We start from the raw sequence: 14,499 nt of genomic DNA on the forward strand, positions 1-14,499 counted from the left end.
CGTGATGGTCAGCCCGGCGACCACCGCGAGGATGGTCGCGAAGGCCACGGCTGAGATCACGCCGAGGAGCAGCTCACCGCCGAGGTGGAAGGCCAGCAGCGGAGCCGCCGAGTTCTGACCGCCGGGAGCGGCCTTGATGACGTCCGGGCCGACCAGCGCGGCGGCACCGAAGCCGAGAACCAATGTGACAAGGTAGAAGAGCCCGATCAGCCAGATCGCCCAGACGACCGAGCGGCGCGCCTCCTTGGAACTGGGCACGGTGTAGAACCTCATGAGCACGTGCGGCAGCCCCGCCGTCCCGAGCACGAGCGCGATCGACAGGGAGATGAAGTCGATCTTGGCCGTGGTCGTCCGGCCGTACTGCAGCCCCGGGTTGAGAATCTTCTCCCCGAGCGCCCCGGAGTTCGCAATGGCCGCGTCGAACAGCGCCGACAGGTTGAACCGGTAGATCCAGCCGACGGCAAGCGTCATGATGCCCGCGCCGATGATGAGCAGGGCAGCCTTGATGATCTGGACCCAGGTGGTGCCCTTCATGCCGCCGACGAGGACGTAGACGATCATCAGGATGCCGACGACGGCGATCACGATCGACTGCCCGCCGCGGCTCTTGATGTCGAGCAGCAGCGCGACGAGGCCGCCGGCACCCGCCATCTGCGCCAGCAGGTAGAACAGCGACACCGTCAGTGTCGACGTGGCGGCGGCCATCCGCACCGGGCGTTGCTTGAGCCGGAAGCTCAGCACGTCCGCCATCGTGAATCTGCCGGTGTTGCGCAGCAATTCGGCGACCAGCAGCAGTGCGACCAGCCAGGCCACCAGGAAGCCGATGGAGTACAGGAAGCCGTCGTAGCCGTAGACGGCGATGGCGCCCGCGATCCCGAGGAAGCTGGCTGCCGACAGGTAGTCGCCTGCGATGGCGATGCCGTTCTGCGGGCCGGAGAACGCCCTGCCGCCGGTGAAGAACTCGTCGGCGGTCGCGTTCTTCTTGCTGGCCCGGATCACCACGATCATCGTGATGACGACGAAGAGGGCGAAGATGCCGATGTTGGCCACCGGGTTGCCAATGGTTTCGCCTGCTGCGAGGACGCTCATTGCTCGGTGCCTTCCATCTCGGTGCGGATCGCGGCGGCGCGTGGGTCGAGCTCGCGGTTGGCGAACCGTACGTAGAGACCGGTGATGACGAACGTGGTCAGGAACTGGCCGAGGCCGATCAGCAGGCCAAGGTTGACGTTGCCGAACACGCGGGTCGCCATGAAGTCGTGGGCGAAGGCGCCAAGCAGAACGTAGGTCGCGTACCAGACGAGGAAGAACGCCGTCATCGGAAAGACGAAGCGGCGCAGCCGAGTCCGGAGATCCTGGAACTCGGGGCTGGCCTGCATGTCCAAGAACTGTTGGCCCGTATGGGCTGGTGGGATTTCGGTGGTCGACACCGCGGACTCCTGACACTGGGTGTGAACTGGGAACTCGCAGTGAGCATATTGAGAGCCAGGTCACAGACCCAAGGGTTTTCGCTGATCAGACGCCAAAGCCGGGATGGCGTGCGGTGAGCGGTTCGGCGCCGGCGATGAACGGTTGAGCTGTGGCGATGCTCAATCGATGGGAAGACGCTCGACGCCCATCCCGAGTCGTTCCGGGACGTGCATGCGAGCGAAGATCCTCGCCACGTCGGGCGGCGTGGACGACGCGGTGAGCCGGCTGACCACCACCATCGTGAGGAAGGCGAGGGGAACGGTGACCGCGGCGGGGTAGCCCACGACGGCCGCGGGCCAGCCGCCGAGCAGCCGGTCGTCGATGCCGCCGGTGATCGCCAACGTCGTCGCGACTCCGGACGCCAGACCGCCGACGGCGAGCCCGCACGCGGCGCCGACGCTAGTCAGGCCGCGCCACCAGATGCCCAGCACCAGTAGTGGACACAGCGTGGAGGCGGCGACCGCGAAGGCGAGGCCGACGCTGCGGGAGAGCTCCAGCGACGAGGCGAGCAGAGCCAGCGGGATCGGCACCATCCCGCCGATCAGCGCGGCGACCCGGAAGTCGCGCACGCGTCCGCGCAGAACGTCGGTCGACAACGCGCCCGCGATGCTGACGAGCAGTCCGGACGACGTCGCGAGGAAGGCGGCGATGGCGCCCGCCGCCACCAGCGCCGCCAGCGCGGCGCCGCCGTTTCCACCGATCGCCGCGCTGGGCAGCAGGAGCACCGCCGCGTCCGCGGTGCCCGTGATGAGGAGCTGCGGCACGAACTGTCTGGCGAAGACGCCCAAAAGCGTCGGGAAGAGGTAGAACAGCGACAGCAGGGCGATCACGGCCAACGCGGTACGCCTGGCCGCGGTGCCATCGGGGTTGGTGTAGAAGCGGACCAGTACGTGAGGCAGTCCCATGGTGCCGAGGAAGGTGGCGATGATGATCGAGATCACCTGATACAGCGGATGATTACCGCCCAGCCCGCGGCCCGACGAGAGCCAGTCGTCACCCGAGCTGGGTGCGCCCGCGACGACCGGTGTCGCCGAGCCCGCCGCAAGGTTCAGCGTCGTCCCGCGGGCCAGCGTGTAGCGGCCCGGCGACGCGAAGGGTGCGTCGGCCAGCCGCATTCCGTCGACGTCGCCGGTCACCTTGATACCTGCCGGTTCGGCGACCTGCACGACGACGTCGGTCTCGACGGTGACGGTGGTCTGGTGCTTGACGATGGGCGGCAACGGCCCGTCGAGATTGGTACCGTCGCGCATGAAGAGGGCGAGCAGGGCCAGCGCGGGCACCGCGATCGCCGTGAGCTTCAGCCAGTACTGGAACGCCTGCACGAACGTGATGGACCGCATGCCGCCACCGACGACGTTGATGATGACGATGGCGCCGACGGCTACCGGACCGAGCCAAACCGGCAAGCCCAGAAGCGTTTTCAACACCAGCCCGGCGCCCTGATACTGCGGGACCAGGTAGAAGGTGCATATGACGACCACGACGAGCATCGCGACCCTGCGCATCCTCGCCGAGCCCAATCGGAACTCGGCGAAGTCGGGGACCGTGTAGGCACCCGAGCGGCGCAACGGCGCGGCGACGAACAACAACAGCCCGAGGTACCCGGCCGTGAAGCCGACCGGATACCACAGGGCGTCGGCACCGTACTTGGCGATGAGCCCGGCGACGCCGAGAAACGATGCGGCCGAGAGGTATTCACCGGAGATCGCGGCGGCATTCCAGTGCGGTCCGATGCTGCGCGACGCGACCAGGAAGTCGGACGTGGTACGGGACAAGCGGATGCCGTAGACGCCGATGCCGATCGTTGCGAGCGCGGCGGCGAGTAGCGCCGCCGCCGTCAACGGTGCGGCCGTCACGGTTCGCCGTCGACGACGCTGACGAAGTCCCGCTCACCCTGTTCGGCCAGTCGTACGTAGAGCCGCCCGACGCCGTACAGCACCGGGTAGACGAGCACGGCGAGGATCAGCCAGTTCAGCCGAATGCCGAACACCTGGACCTCGTCGATCTGGGGAAAGAGTCCCATCAACAACGGAACTGCCGCGACCGCGCACACGACGACGGCGGCCAGTCGCAATGCCAAACCGAGCTGGGCCCGCATCAGTCCGCGGACCAGCGCGTCGCCCACCTGCGTCTGCTCCTGCACCTCCACCCGCGTCCGGATGACCCGGGCACCCCGGCGATTGGCGAGGATCACCCGTTCGCGCTGCGGACGTGCGCTAGTCATCGCCGCCGGCCAATCCCCGGGTCGCTTCGCTCTCCCCCGCAAGCGGGGGGACCCCCAGCGCCGGATTGGCGGGCCGCAGGTTGCGCATCGGCTCCCGGATCACCCGGTCGCGAAGCTCGCGGGCCTGTCGACGACTCACCGGCAGTTCCACTGCGGGTGACGCACCGTTCGCGCGCAGCCGCACCAGCACCGCGCCGTCCGTCGTGCGCACCCCGACGACCAGCCGAAGGGCCACCAGATACGACCGATGGATGCGTTGGAATCCTCTTTCCCGCCAACGTGATTCGAGAGTGCTCAGCGGGATCCGCACCAGGTGTGCACCGGACGCGGAGTGCAGTCGCGCGTAGTCGCCCTCGGCTTCGACCCAACCGATGGTGTCGCGTGGGACCAGCTGGGTGATGCCGCCGAGTTCGGCGGGGACGACGTCGCCGTCCTCGTCGTCGTCGCTCGCGATGCCTGCCTCGTCGCGCGCCGGGTCCACCGGTGCGGCCAGGACCCTGCGGACGGCCTCGTCGAGCCTGCTCTGGCGGATGGGCTTGAGGAGGTAGTCGACGGCGCCGACGTCGAACGCCTCCACCGCCTTGTCGTCGTGGGCCGTCACGAACACCACGGCCGGACGGTAAGAGTAGTTGGCCAGCACGCCAGCCAGTTCGAGGCCGCTCAGGCCAGGCATGTTGATGTCCAGGAAGACCGCATCCATGGTGCGCTGGTTCAGCTCCCGCAATGCCGACGTCGCGTCTGCGGCCTGGAACACCTCCGCGACGTCGGGGTGCTCGCCCAGGAGGTACACCAACTCGTCGAGGGCGGGCGCCTCGTCGTCCACCGCGAGCACGCTCAGTTTTCTGCTCACCGAATTGCACCTCCGCCGGCCCGGACGCCCGATGCGAACTTCGGGACCCGCATGATGACCTTGGTGCCCGCGCCCACGGCCGTCTCGACCACCAGACCGTAGTCGTTTCCGAACGCTGCGCGCAGGCGATGGTCCACATTGGTCAGACCCACGTGTGCGGAATGGCCGCTCACGTCCGGCGTTCCGTCGGCGAGCGCGTCGGCAGGACCCGATCGCAGAGCCTCCGGGTCCATCCCGACGCCGTCGTCCTCGACGGTGATGACGCAGTCGGTGCCGTCGTCGCGGGCGATGATCTCGACGGTGCCCCCGCCCCGGCCTGCGAACCCGTGCCGGACTGCGTTCTCCACCAACGGTTGCAGTGCGAGGAACGGAACGACGACCGCGAGCATCTCGGGTGCGACCTGGAGCCTGACCGTCAGCGCCTCGCCGAAGCGGGCGCGTTCCAGCGTCAGGTAGCGGTCGATGTTGCGCAGTTCGTCCGACAGGGTCGTGTACTGGCCTGCCGCGCGGAACGAATAGCGGGTGAAGTCGGCGAACTCGAGGATCAGCTCGCGGGCGCGGGCGGGGTCGGTGCGCACGAAGGACGCGATCGTGTTGAGCGCGTTGTAGATGAAGTGCGGGCTGATCTGGGCGCGCAGAGCCAGCACCTCGGCACGGTCGAGGCGAGCGCGCGACGCGTCGAGATCGGCGAGTTCGAGCTGGCTGGCCGCGTAGCTCGCCACCTCCCCGATGGCGCCGAGCATGCCTGGCCCAGGTTGGCGGGACGTCACCGCGACGAGTACGCCGAGAGCGTCGCCGTCGTCGGTCAGAAGTGGTTGGGCGACCATCGCGCCCGCTCGGTGGGCGGACATGATCCGCCGCTGGCCGGCGAGCGCCTCGGCCGCGACGGTCTCGGCCGCGGCGAGTGCATCCGTCGTCAACGTGGATCGGTCGGACGGATCGTGCGCCAGATGTTCGCCGGACGCGTCGTACACCACGACGGCGTCGGCGCCGGTCAGCTCTCGCAACACCGGAGCGGCCCGCTGCGCCGATTCCGCGTCCAGGCCGTGCCGTAGCGCGTGCGCCGCGAGCGACGCGGTGTGCAGGGCGGCGTGCACCGCTCGCTCGGTGGGGGTGCTGACGACACGGCGGGTACGCACGGCGATGACGGCCGCCGCGGTGGCCAGGATCAGCGCTGCCGCCAATGCGATCGCGATCTCGCCCGGCATGTCACCTCGCACGGTCGGGGCAGGGTCTGAGGGTGAAGGCCACCTTAGACTGACGCCATGGCGAAACTGCAGCTCGTGCAAGATCCGGCCGCCGATGAGCTGTTGGAGTCCAATCCCTTTGCGCTGCTGGTCGGCATGATGCTGGATCAGCAGATTCCGATGGAAGTCGCCTTCGCCGGACCGCGCAAGCTCGCCGAGCGCATGGGTGGAGTGGACGCCGCCGAGATCGCCGCCTACGACCCGGAGAAGTTCATCGCGATCTGCTCGGAAAAGCCTGCGGTGCATCGCTTTCCGGGATCGATGGGCCAGCGGCTGCAGACGTTGGCGCAGACGGTCGTCGACGAGTACGGCGGTGACGTCGTGGCGCTCTGGACCTCCGGTGACCCCGATGGCGCCGAGGTGCTGCGACGCCTCAAGGCGTTGCCCGGCTTCGGTGAACAGAAGGCCAAGATCTTCCTGGCGCTCCTCGGCAAGCAGTACGGCGTGACGCCGAAGGGCTGGCGCGAGGCGGCGGGTGACTACGGCAAGGCGGGCACGCACATGTCGGTGGCCGACGTCGTCGACCAGGGATCGCTGGACGAGGTGCGGTCGTACAAGAAGGCCGCCAAGGCGGCAGCGAAGGCGAAGGCCTAGAGTCCGCGGCCGCCATTCTGCGGCTACGGCGTACTCCACTCGCACTTCTCCGCCGCCTGCGCAGAGTGGGCGCGCGACCTAGAGTGGGTCGCCGTCGAACCGGTCGCGGGTGACGAACTCCGCGACGGGCCTGCGGGTGAGCTTGCTGACCTGATGTTCGGGCTTGCCCAGCGGCAGCATCGCAGCGACCGCGTACTGGTCGGGGATGCCCAGCAGCTGCTTCACCAATGGTTCCTGGGCCACCACCATCGTCGTCAACACGCCGCCGTAACCCTCGTTGCGGGCGGCGAGCAACACGTTCCAGACGAACGGGTACACCGATGCGCCACTGATCACGCCGATGCGGTCGAGGTCCTGATCGAAGGCTGCGACGACGCCGAGGTCGAGACAGATCACCAGCACCACCTCGGAGTCCAGCAGCGTGCCGCCTCCTCCGCGCGGCACCAACGTGGCCCTGATCGTCGCGTCGTCGACGCCGCATGGTTGCAACGGGTTCCACGGTGCCTCGCCATTGGCGATCTGCGCTGCGTACCTCTGTGCGCCGGGGCTGGACAACTCGGCCAGCCGCTCGCGTGTCGGCATGTCGCGCACGGCGATCACCCGCACCCCTTGGCGGTTGCCACCGCTGGGCGCGAAGCGGGCGTTGTCCAGGATCCGCTCGAGCACGTCGTCGGGAAGTGGACCTCCGGTGAAGCGTCGAACCGCCCCGGTGGTGCGCATAACGTCGTACAACTCCATGCCGCCATCATGCTCGTGGGATCGTGATGGCATGGCGAAAACACACTTGAGCTGTCCCTGCGGCGAGGCCATCACCGGCACCGACGAAGACGACCTCGTCGAGAAGGCTCAGGCGCATCTCGCCGAGGTGCACCCGGGCCGGGAGTACGACCGGGAGATGATCCTGTTCATGGCCTACTGACCGGGTCCTACCACTCTCGCGAGCGTGCGCGTTGTGCTGATACGGCACGGCGTGTCGCGTGCAGACACGCACGCTCGCGGAGGAGGGGTCGGAGAAGGCGAGGTCAGGGGACGACGGTCGAACCGATCGTCGGCATGAACTGACACTGCTTCTCGGTCGTGGTGACCTGGCCGAAGATGGTCGACATGATGCTGCCCGACCCCGTGTCGGCGATCACGGTCAGCGTCGTCGGGCCCGCGGGGTTGATGTCGGCCTGCGGCTCGAGCGTGGCGGTGCCGGACTTGCCCGTCGTCAGGTTGACCCAGGTGACGTTCAGCGGCAGCTTCTGCTCAGCGGCGGGCCCCGGCGTGCCCATCGCCGTGAACACGTACGCCGTCTGACCCGCGGCGGGGCCGGGCTTCGGGATCGAGGCAGGGCCGGCCACCGAGATCGCCGTCGCCAGAACGTTTCCGCCGTCCTTCAAGCACCCGTTGCTGATCGACGGATACATGAAGTCCTGCGTCATGGGCGCATCCGGTCCGAAGGAGGGGGCCGGGGCCGGGGCGCCGTCCGGTCCCGGGACGGCTGCCGCCACGGGTGCTGCATCCGCTGCAGGCGCGGGGGCCGCGTCAGGTGCGGGAGCCGTGTCGGGCGCGGGGACTGCCGCCTCGGGAGCCGGTGCCGCGGCGGCGAGCGGCGCCGCCTCCGGCGCAGGGCCGGCCGCATGCGCGGGGTCGACCCCCAACGGAAGGTGCGCCTCGGTACCGGGGACCGCACCTGCCGCAGGGACGTGCGCCACCTGAGGATCGGCGACGAACTGATTGACCGCCGCCGCCACGTTCTTCGAGTTCGACGGCGCCGCGCTGTTGCCCGCGAACGCCGCCGCCGCGGCCATCAGCATCGACGCGGCGTTCGTCGGGTCACCAGCCGCCTGCTGGATGGCAGGCCCCAGGCTCTCCATCGCGGGCAGTCCGGGCGCCTGAAGACCACTGATCGGAATCGGCAGCGGCGGCGCGGGCTCCGCATGGGCGACCGGTTGGGCGCTCAGCGTCAGCGCGGCCGACGCACCGAGTGCGATCAGCAGCGTTCTCCTCGAAGGCATGACTCTCCCGTGATTCGTCGGTTCTGGGGCCTAGTGGGGCAAGCGTCAGGGCAGCGCTGCAGTGGGGAACATCAGCGGTGACAGCCCTGCCAGGCCATTGGTCGCGGTAGGTAGGGCGGGCGCCGCGACGGCGGGCGCGGCGGCCGCGGCAACAGGTGCTGCTGCTGCCGGGAGGGCCGTCGGCGACTTCGGCAGCAGGTTGGCCAGCGGCGTGCCTGCGGGCATCAGCGACACCAGGTCACCGGGGAAGCTGAGCTGCTGCGGCAGGGGCAACGGGTTCCCCGGCACCTGCGGCAGCTGAACCTCGGCCGTCGGGACCAGACCCGTCGGTGTCGCGGCCGCCGGAGCCGCGGCAGGAACGGCCGCCGCGGGGGTGGCAGGTGCCTGAGGCAGCGTGACCGAGGCGGTCGCCGCTGGTGCGGGTGCGGCTGCGGGGGCCGCCGCCGGTGCGCCGGCCGCTCCGGTGAAGGCCGACGCCAGGCCCTGCAGCAGGGCAGGCGCGTTGGCGGGCGAAATCTGGTTGAGGAACGGGATGCCCGACATGTTGGGGATCGCCGGAGCAGGCGCCGGGACGGGGTCGGCCGCCGCGGTGGCGCTGAGCAGCAGCGCGCCCGGAACCGCGCAAGCGGCCGCAATCACGCTGGTGGCAAGTAGTTTTCTGGTGAAGCGCATGGTTCTCCCAATCGGTTGACGGCACGTCTGACACCGAAGCTACGGAGTTACTGGAGTTACTCAAGTGACACGTGTGGCATTTATGCAACCGTTACTGACACGACGGCCGATGGTGACCCAATCGCTTGCCTGGGCGAGCGAAGCGACGGGGGAATCTAGAGTCGGACGGATAGCCAGACAGACGGAGGTCGCACTCGCCAGCGTCGGCGCGTCGCCGCGGAGCCGAATCGCGGTGCTCGCGCCGTACCTGCTTGCGCTCAGCCTCCTCGTGCGATTCGGCGTCACCTATCTGGTGCCCAACGGCACCAATTTCATCGACCTTCACGTCTACGTCGACGGCGCCGCGACCATGGACCGCGGCGGCCTGTACGACTTCGTCTATCACCCGGTGATCCCGCCGCTGCCGTTGCAGTTCACGTATCCGCCGTTCGCGGGCTTGGTGTTCTATCCGCTGCACTTCCTGCCGTTCCCCCTCGTGGGGCTGTGCTGGCAGCTCGGCATCGTCGCGGCGCTCTACGGCTCCGCGGTGCTCGTGCTGAAGCTGTTGGGCACACCGGACCTTCGCATGGCGATGGCGTGGACCGCGCTGGCGATCTGGTTCGAGCCGGTCCGCCATCTCTTCGAGCTCGGCCAGGTCGGCGCGCTGTTGATGCTCGCCGTGCTGTGGGCGGTGTACAGCAGCCGGTGGTGGGTCTCCGGGCTGCTGGTGGGTCTGGCGGCCGGGGTGAAGTTGACGCCTGCGGTCGCGGGCCTGTACTTCGTCGGCGCCCGGCGCTGGAGGGCGGTCGCGTTCTCCGCGGTGGTGTTCGGCGCGACCGTGGCGGCGTCGATCGCGTTGGGCGGCGCGCAGGCGCGGTTCTACTTCACCGACCTACTCGGCAACGCCGACCGGGTCGGCGTCGTCAATTCCCCGATGAACCAGTCGCTCCGCGGCGTGGTCGGCTACGTGACGGGAAACGACGGCGGGTACGGTCCGCTGTTGGTCGTCGCGGTGGCCGTCACGGCAATGCTGAGCCTGGCCGCGTGGTGGCGGATCGGCGGCGACGACCCGCTGGGCCGGATCGTCGTCGTGATGCTGTTCGGGTTGCTGATCTCGCCAATCAGCTGGACCCATCACTGGGTGTGGATGCTGCCGCTCGTCATGTGGCTGGTGCTCGGGTCGACGCGCAGATGGACGCGCCTCGTCGGCTGGGCGTGGGTGGCGCTGGCGTATCTGGGCCCGCCGTGGTTGGTGACGTTCGCGAGCGACGGCGGCCACCTGAGCGGCAGACCCTGGTACGCGGAGTTCGCCGGCTCGCTCTACGTGCTGGCGTCGGTGGCAACCCTGGCGTACGTCGCGGTGGTCAGCCGACGATCCGATTGATGTCGCCCGCCATCGCCACGTCCTTGTCGGTGATTCCACCCTCGGAATGTGTGACGAGAGTGAAAGTCACCTTCCGCCAACGGATGTCGATGTCGGGATGATGGTCTTCGCTCTCGGCGTGCTCGCCGACGCGGCGGACGGCGTCGATGCCGTCGAGGAATGCGGGAAACTCGACCGACCGTCGCAGGGCTCCGTCTGAGCGCTCCCAGCCGACGAGCCCGAGCAGTGCGGCGTCCACTTGTTCATCCTTTAACACAGCCATCACTCGAAGGTATACCGTCGCTGCGTGCCGAACCAGATCGTCGTCGCGGGCGCACTGATGTCCGGCGCAACCCTGCTGGTGGCCCAACGCGAACGGCCCCCGGAACTGGCCGGACTGTGGGAGCTTCCCGGTGGCAAGGTGGCTTCGGGCGAGAGCGACGCCGATGCGCTGGTACGCGAACTCGACGAGGAACTCGGCGTCGAGGTCGCGGTAGGGGCGCGGCTGGGTGCCGACGTCTCCTTGAACGGGGGGATGACGCTGCGCGCGTTTCTCGTCACGCAGATCGGCGGCAGCGTGCGGCCGCGCGATCATCGCGCGCTGCGCTGGGTGGCGGTCGACGAACTCGACGGGCTCGAATGGGTACCTGCCGACCGTGTCTTGCTACCGGATCTCATTGCGGCACTTGCCTTCCCGGCGTAAAGGCGCCCGCCTCCCAGCGAATGTCGTGACGTGCGCGGCGCGCCGGTTCGCGCCCTGGCCGTCTCAGTACCTGAGTCGGTCGCCGACCACCCGTACCTCGGACGGGCTCTGCGTATGTCGAACCGCATACACCGGGTGTAGCAGCGCGGGGTGCCGACAATGCGGGCACGACCCCTGCGCTCTGTTGACCGACGAACCGGTCAAGTGGTGACATGCCGCACACCGCACGACGTAGTACCCACCGATCCAGTTCAGCAGGCCGAGATAGATGGCCACGGTCGCGGCACTGGCCAGGACGATCACCAGGGCGATGGTCGCCACTTCGAAAACCGTCATGATCGTTACCTCCAACCAGCGACGGACACTTTCACCGTACGCCGATGTTCATCCAGGTAGTCAGGCTTTTCGGGCGCGTTTGACGACCTTGTCCAGCTCCCTGCCGCGGAGGCCGGACAGCTCCGCCTTGCGGACTTGTGAAGGACGAGTGGACAGCGCTTGCAGCGAGGTTTGCTGCGACAACACTTCTTCTTCGGTGTGAGTGAGGCGAACTCGGACGGCTTCACTTCTGCCTCTCAATGCCTGCGGGCTCATTCCGTCGTTTTCGCGATTGGCTACCCACGCTGCGACAATCTCGACGTGGATTCTCTCCCGGATTTTCGCAATGTCGCCATCGTCGCTCACGTCGACCACGGCAAGACCACCCTCGTCGACGCCATGCTGCGACAATCCGGTGCCCTGACCCACCGCGGTGACGACGCCGTCGAGCGCCTGATGGACTCCGGTGACCTCGAGAAGGAAAAGGGCATCACGATCCTGGCGAAGAACACCGCCGTCCATCGCAAGAACCCCGACGGCAGCATGACCGTGATCAACGTGATCGACACCCCTGGCCACGCCGACTTCGGCGGCGAGGTGGAGCGCGGTCTGTCGATGGTGGATGGCGTGCTGCTGCTGGTGGACGCGTCGGAGGGCCCACTGCCGCAGACCAGGTTCGTCCTGCGCAAGGCGCTGGCCGCGCACCTGCCGGTGATCCTGGTGGTCAACAAGACCGACCGCCCCGATGCCCGCATCGCCGCGGTGGTCTCCGAGAGTCATGACCTCCTGCTCGACGTCGCATCCGACCTCGACGCGGAGGCGCAGGCCGCCGCCGAGAACGCACTCGGACTACCGACGCTGTACGCGTCGGGCCGCGCCGGCATCGCCAGCACCACAGAACCGGCCAACGGCGAGAACCCCGACGGCGAGAACCTGGACCCCCTGTTCGACGTGCTGCTCGAGCACATCCCGCCACCGCAGGGCGACCCCGACGCCCCGTTGCAGGCGCTGGTGACCAACCTCGACGCGTCGGCCTTCCTCGGCAGGCTCGCGCTCGTCCGCATCTACAAGGGCCGGCTCCGCAAGGGCCAGCAGGTTGCCTGGATGCGCGAGGTGGACGGCCATCCGGTGATCACGAACGCCAAGATCACTGAGCTTCTGGTCACCGAAGGCGTGGAGCGCACCGCTACGGACGAGGCCATTGCCGGTGACATCGTCGCCGTCGCGGGCATGCCCGAGATCATGATCGGCGACACGCTCGCCGACCAGGACCACGCCCACGCCCTACCTCGCATCACCGTCGACGAGCCCGCCATCTCGGTCACGATCGGCACCAACACCTCGCCGCTCGCGGGCAAGGTATCCGGGCACAAGCTGACCGCACGAATGGTGAAGTCGCGGTTGGACTCCGAACTCGTCGGCAACGTGTCGATCAAGGTCGTGGACATTGACCGGCCCGACGCCTGGGAGGTTCAGGGCCGAGGCGAGCTGGCGCTGGCGGTGCTGGTCGAGCAGATGAGGCGCGAGGGCTTCGAACTAACGGTCGGCAAGCCCCAGGTGGTCACCAGGACCATCGACGGCAAGCTGCACGAGCCATTCGAGGCGATGACCATCGACTGTCCCGACGAGTTCGTCGGGGCCATCACGCAGCTGATGGCCGGCCGCAAGGGTCGCATGGAGGAGATGGCCAACCACGCCGCCGGTTGGGTCCGGATGGACTTCATCGTGCCCAGCCGTGGGCTGATCGGCTTCCGGACCGACTTCCTCACCCTGACCCGCGGCACCGGCATCGCCAACGCGGTGTTCGACGGCTACCGGCCGTGGGCCGGCGAGATCCGGGCCCGCCACACCGGTTCGCTGGTGTCGGACCGAACCGGCAAGATCACGCCGTTCGCATTGACACAACTGTCCGACCGCGGTCAGTTCTTCGTCGAGCCGGGCCAGGACACCTACGAGGGCCAGGTCGTCGGGATCAACCCGCGGGCCGAGGACCTCGACATCAACGCGACGCGAGAGAAGAAGCTCACGAACATGCGCTCGTCGACGGCGGATGTCTTCGAGACGCTGGCCCGTCCGCTCGAACTCGGCCTCGAGCAGGCCATGGAGTTCTGCGCCGAGGACGAGTGCGCGGAGGTCACCCCAGAGATCGTGCGGGTACGCAAGGTCGAGTTGAACGCCAGCCTGCGGGCGCGCAGCAAGGCGCGGGCGAAGACCCGCGGCTGACGTCGAGCGGCTCGCACGGTTGCGGTTAGATTGAAGGGCGTGCCGACGACTTTGCGACGATTCAGCTACGTCGCCGGCGCGTTGGCCTCGACGTTGATGCTGGTCACGGCATGCACTGTCAGCCCGCCGCCCGCGCCGCAAAGTACCGAGACGGCGGAGAGCACGCCTCCGCCACCACTCAAGGCGACGCAGATCATCATGGCGATCGACTCGATCGGCCCTGGATTCAATCCCCACCTGCTGTCGGACCAGTCGCCGGTGAACGCCGCCATCTCGTCGTTGGTCCTGCCGAGCTCGTTCCGGCCGATACCGGATCCGAACTCCGCGACGGGCTCGCGCTGGGAACTCGATCCGACCCTGCTCGAGTCAGCCGAGGTGACGAGCGAGGACCCGTTCACCGTCACCTACCAGATCAGGCCAGAGGCGCAGTGGACGGACAACGCGCCGATCGCCGCCGACGACTACTGGTACCTGTGGCGGCAGATGGTCAGTCAACCCGGTGTCGTCGACCCCGCGGGCTACGACCTGATCACCGGAGTCCAGTCGGTCGAGGGCGGCAAGACCGCGGTGGTGACCTTCTCGCAGCCCTACCCGGCGTGGCGGGAACTCTTCAACGACATCCTTCCCGCCCACATCGTCAAGGACGTCCCGGGCGGGTTCGCGGCGGGCCTGCTGCGGGCGCTACCGGTCACCGGTGGCCAGTTCCGCGTCGACAGCATCGACCCGCAGCGAGACGAGATCCTCCTGGCGCGCAACGATCGGTACTGGGCGGAGCCCGCCAAACCGGACCAGATCCTGTTCCGGCGCGGAGGAGCGCCCGCAGTCCTCGCCGACTCGATCCGCAACGGCGACACGCAGGTCG

The 14,499-nt window shown here is 68.3% G+C and carries 18 protein-coding genes; 6 read left to right on the forward strand and 12 right to left on the reverse strand.

Features of this window, described 5'->3' with window-relative positions; genetic code table 11:
- The 6 genes from VET27_RS15460 to VET27_RS15485 form a co-directional block, all read right to left on the reverse strand.
- Nucleotides 1-1,089: solute symporter family protein (locus tag VET27_RS15460; RefSeq protein WP_526519608.1), on the reverse strand; the 1,089-nt coding region annotated here is incomplete at its 3' end.
- Entirely contained in the window at nucleotides 1,086-1,376 is a 291-nt protein-coding gene (locus tag VET27_RS15465; RefSeq protein ID WP_526519639.1) for a DUF485 domain-containing protein, read from the reverse strand. The genes VET27_RS15465 and VET27_RS15460, both read right to left, overlap by 4 nt.
- A 210-nt stretch (nucleotides 1,377-1,586) precedes the next feature.
- A complete protein-coding gene (locus VET27_RS15470; RefSeq protein ID WP_526519610.1) occupies nucleotides 1,587-3,323 on the reverse strand; it encodes a sodium/solute symporter in 1,737 nt (578 codons plus the stop codon).
- Nucleotides 3,320-3,691, reverse strand: a complete 372-nt coding sequence (locus VET27_RS15475) for a hypothetical protein (RefSeq protein ID WP_526519612.1) — start codon at nucleotides 3,689-3,691, stop codon at nucleotides 3,320-3,322. Before VET27_RS15475 ends, VET27_RS15470 begins: the two co-directional genes overlap by 4 nt.
- The gene (locus VET27_RS15480) at nucleotides 3,684-4,541 is read right to left on the reverse strand and encodes a LytR/AlgR family response regulator transcription factor (RefSeq protein WP_526519614.1); all 858 of its coding nucleotides are present in this window, start codon (nucleotides 4,539-4,541) and stop codon (nucleotides 3,684-3,686) included. The genes VET27_RS15475 and VET27_RS15480 overlap by 8 nt, the downstream gene beginning before the upstream one ends.
- Entirely contained in the window at nucleotides 4,538-5,749 is a 1,212-nt protein-coding gene (locus tag VET27_RS15485; RefSeq protein WP_526519617.1) for a sensor histidine kinase, read from the reverse strand. The genes VET27_RS15480 and VET27_RS15485 overlap by 4 nt, the downstream gene beginning before the upstream one ends.
- A 57-nt stretch (nucleotides 5,750-5,806) precedes the next feature.
- Here VET27_RS15485 and VET27_RS15490 point away from each other — a divergent pair, with 57 nt between their 5' ends.
- Nucleotides 5,807-6,382: an HhH-GPD-type base excision DNA repair protein gene (locus VET27_RS15490; protein ID WP_526519619.1), complete on the forward strand. Its 576-nt coding sequence runs from the start codon at nucleotides 5,807-5,809 to the stop codon at nucleotides 6,380-6,382.
- A gap of 78 nt (nucleotides 6,383-6,460) precedes the next feature.
- On the opposite strand, the gene VET27_RS15495 is transcribed toward VET27_RS15490, so the two are convergent.
- Complete coding sequence (locus VET27_RS15495; RefSeq protein ID WP_526519621.1) at nucleotides 6,461-7,120, reverse strand: nitroreductase family protein; 660 nt, start codon at nucleotides 7,118-7,120, stop codon at nucleotides 6,461-6,463.
- A 31-nt stretch (nucleotides 7,121-7,151) separates the two neighbouring features.
- Here VET27_RS15495 and VET27_RS15500 point away from each other — a divergent pair, with 31 nt between their 5' ends.
- Nucleotides 7,152-7,301, forward strand: a complete 150-nt coding sequence (locus tag VET27_RS15500) for a DUF1059 domain-containing protein (RefSeq protein WP_526519623.1) — start codon at nucleotides 7,152-7,154, stop codon at nucleotides 7,299-7,301.
- Nucleotides 7,302-7,404: 103 nt separating this feature from the next.
- On the opposite strand, the gene VET27_RS15505 is transcribed toward VET27_RS15500, so the two are convergent.
- Nucleotides 7,405-8,382 (reverse strand): Rv1157c family protein, encoded by a 978-nt coding sequence (locus VET27_RS15505; protein ID WP_526519625.1) that lies wholly within the window; start codon nucleotides 8,380-8,382, stop codon nucleotides 7,405-7,407.
- 45 nt (nucleotides 8,383-8,427) lie between these two features.
- Nucleotides 8,428-9,054 (reverse strand): hypothetical protein, encoded by a 627-nt coding sequence (locus VET27_RS15510; RefSeq protein ID WP_526519627.1) that lies wholly within the window; start codon nucleotides 9,052-9,054, stop codon nucleotides 8,428-8,430.
- 109 nt (nucleotides 9,055-9,163) lie between these two features.
- Between VET27_RS15510 and VET27_RS15515 the strand changes: the two genes are divergently transcribed.
- Nucleotides 9,164-10,417: a mannosyltransferase gene (locus tag VET27_RS15515; protein WP_526519629.1), complete on the forward strand. Its 1,254-nt coding sequence runs from the start codon at nucleotides 9,164-9,166 to the stop codon at nucleotides 10,415-10,417.
- Here VET27_RS15515 and VET27_RS15520 read toward each other — a convergent pair.
- Nucleotides 10,398-10,679 (reverse strand): 4a-hydroxytetrahydrobiopterin dehydratase, encoded by a 282-nt coding sequence (locus VET27_RS15520; protein WP_526519631.1) that lies wholly within the window; start codon nucleotides 10,677-10,679, stop codon nucleotides 10,398-10,400. The two genes, VET27_RS15515 and VET27_RS15520, sit on opposite strands and share 20 nt — an antisense overlap.
- Before the next feature lie 24 nt (nucleotides 10,680-10,703).
- On the opposite strand from VET27_RS15520, the gene VET27_RS15525 reads away from it, so the two are divergent.
- Complete coding sequence (locus VET27_RS15525; protein ID WP_526519633.1) at nucleotides 10,704-11,099, forward strand: (deoxy)nucleoside triphosphate pyrophosphohydrolase; 396 nt, start codon at nucleotides 10,704-10,706, stop codon at nucleotides 11,097-11,099.
- Between the two features lie 63 nt (nucleotides 11,100-11,162).
- On the opposite strand, the gene VET27_RS15530 is transcribed toward VET27_RS15525, so the two are convergent.
- Nucleotides 11,163-11,435: a hypothetical protein gene (locus VET27_RS15530; RefSeq protein ID WP_526519635.1), complete on the reverse strand. Its 273-nt coding sequence runs from the start codon at nucleotides 11,433-11,435 to the stop codon at nucleotides 11,163-11,165.
- 60 nt (nucleotides 11,436-11,495) lie between these two features.
- Entirely contained in the window at nucleotides 11,496-11,780 is a 285-nt protein-coding gene (locus VET27_RS15535) for a hypothetical protein (RefSeq protein ID WP_526519644.1), read from the reverse strand.
- Between VET27_RS15535 and typA the strand changes: the two genes are divergently transcribed.
- Both typA and VET27_RS15545 read left to right on the forward strand, forming a co-directional pair.
- Nucleotides 11,736-13,637: a translational GTPase TypA gene (gene typA / locus VET27_RS15540; protein ID WP_526519637.1), complete on the forward strand. Its 1,902-nt coding sequence runs from the start codon at nucleotides 11,736-11,738 to the stop codon at nucleotides 13,635-13,637. The genes VET27_RS15535 and typA overlap by 45 nt on opposite strands.
- Nucleotides 13,638-13,733: 96 nt before the next feature.
- On the forward strand, nucleotides 13,734-14,499 hold a 766-nt coding region (locus VET27_RS15545; protein ID WP_526519641.1), incomplete at its 3' end, for an ABC transporter substrate-binding protein.

The organism is Mycobacterium sp., from assembly GCF_035633495.1.
Taxonomy (GTDB): domain Bacteria; phylum Actinomycetota; class Actinomycetes; order Mycobacteriales; family Mycobacteriaceae; genus Mycobacterium.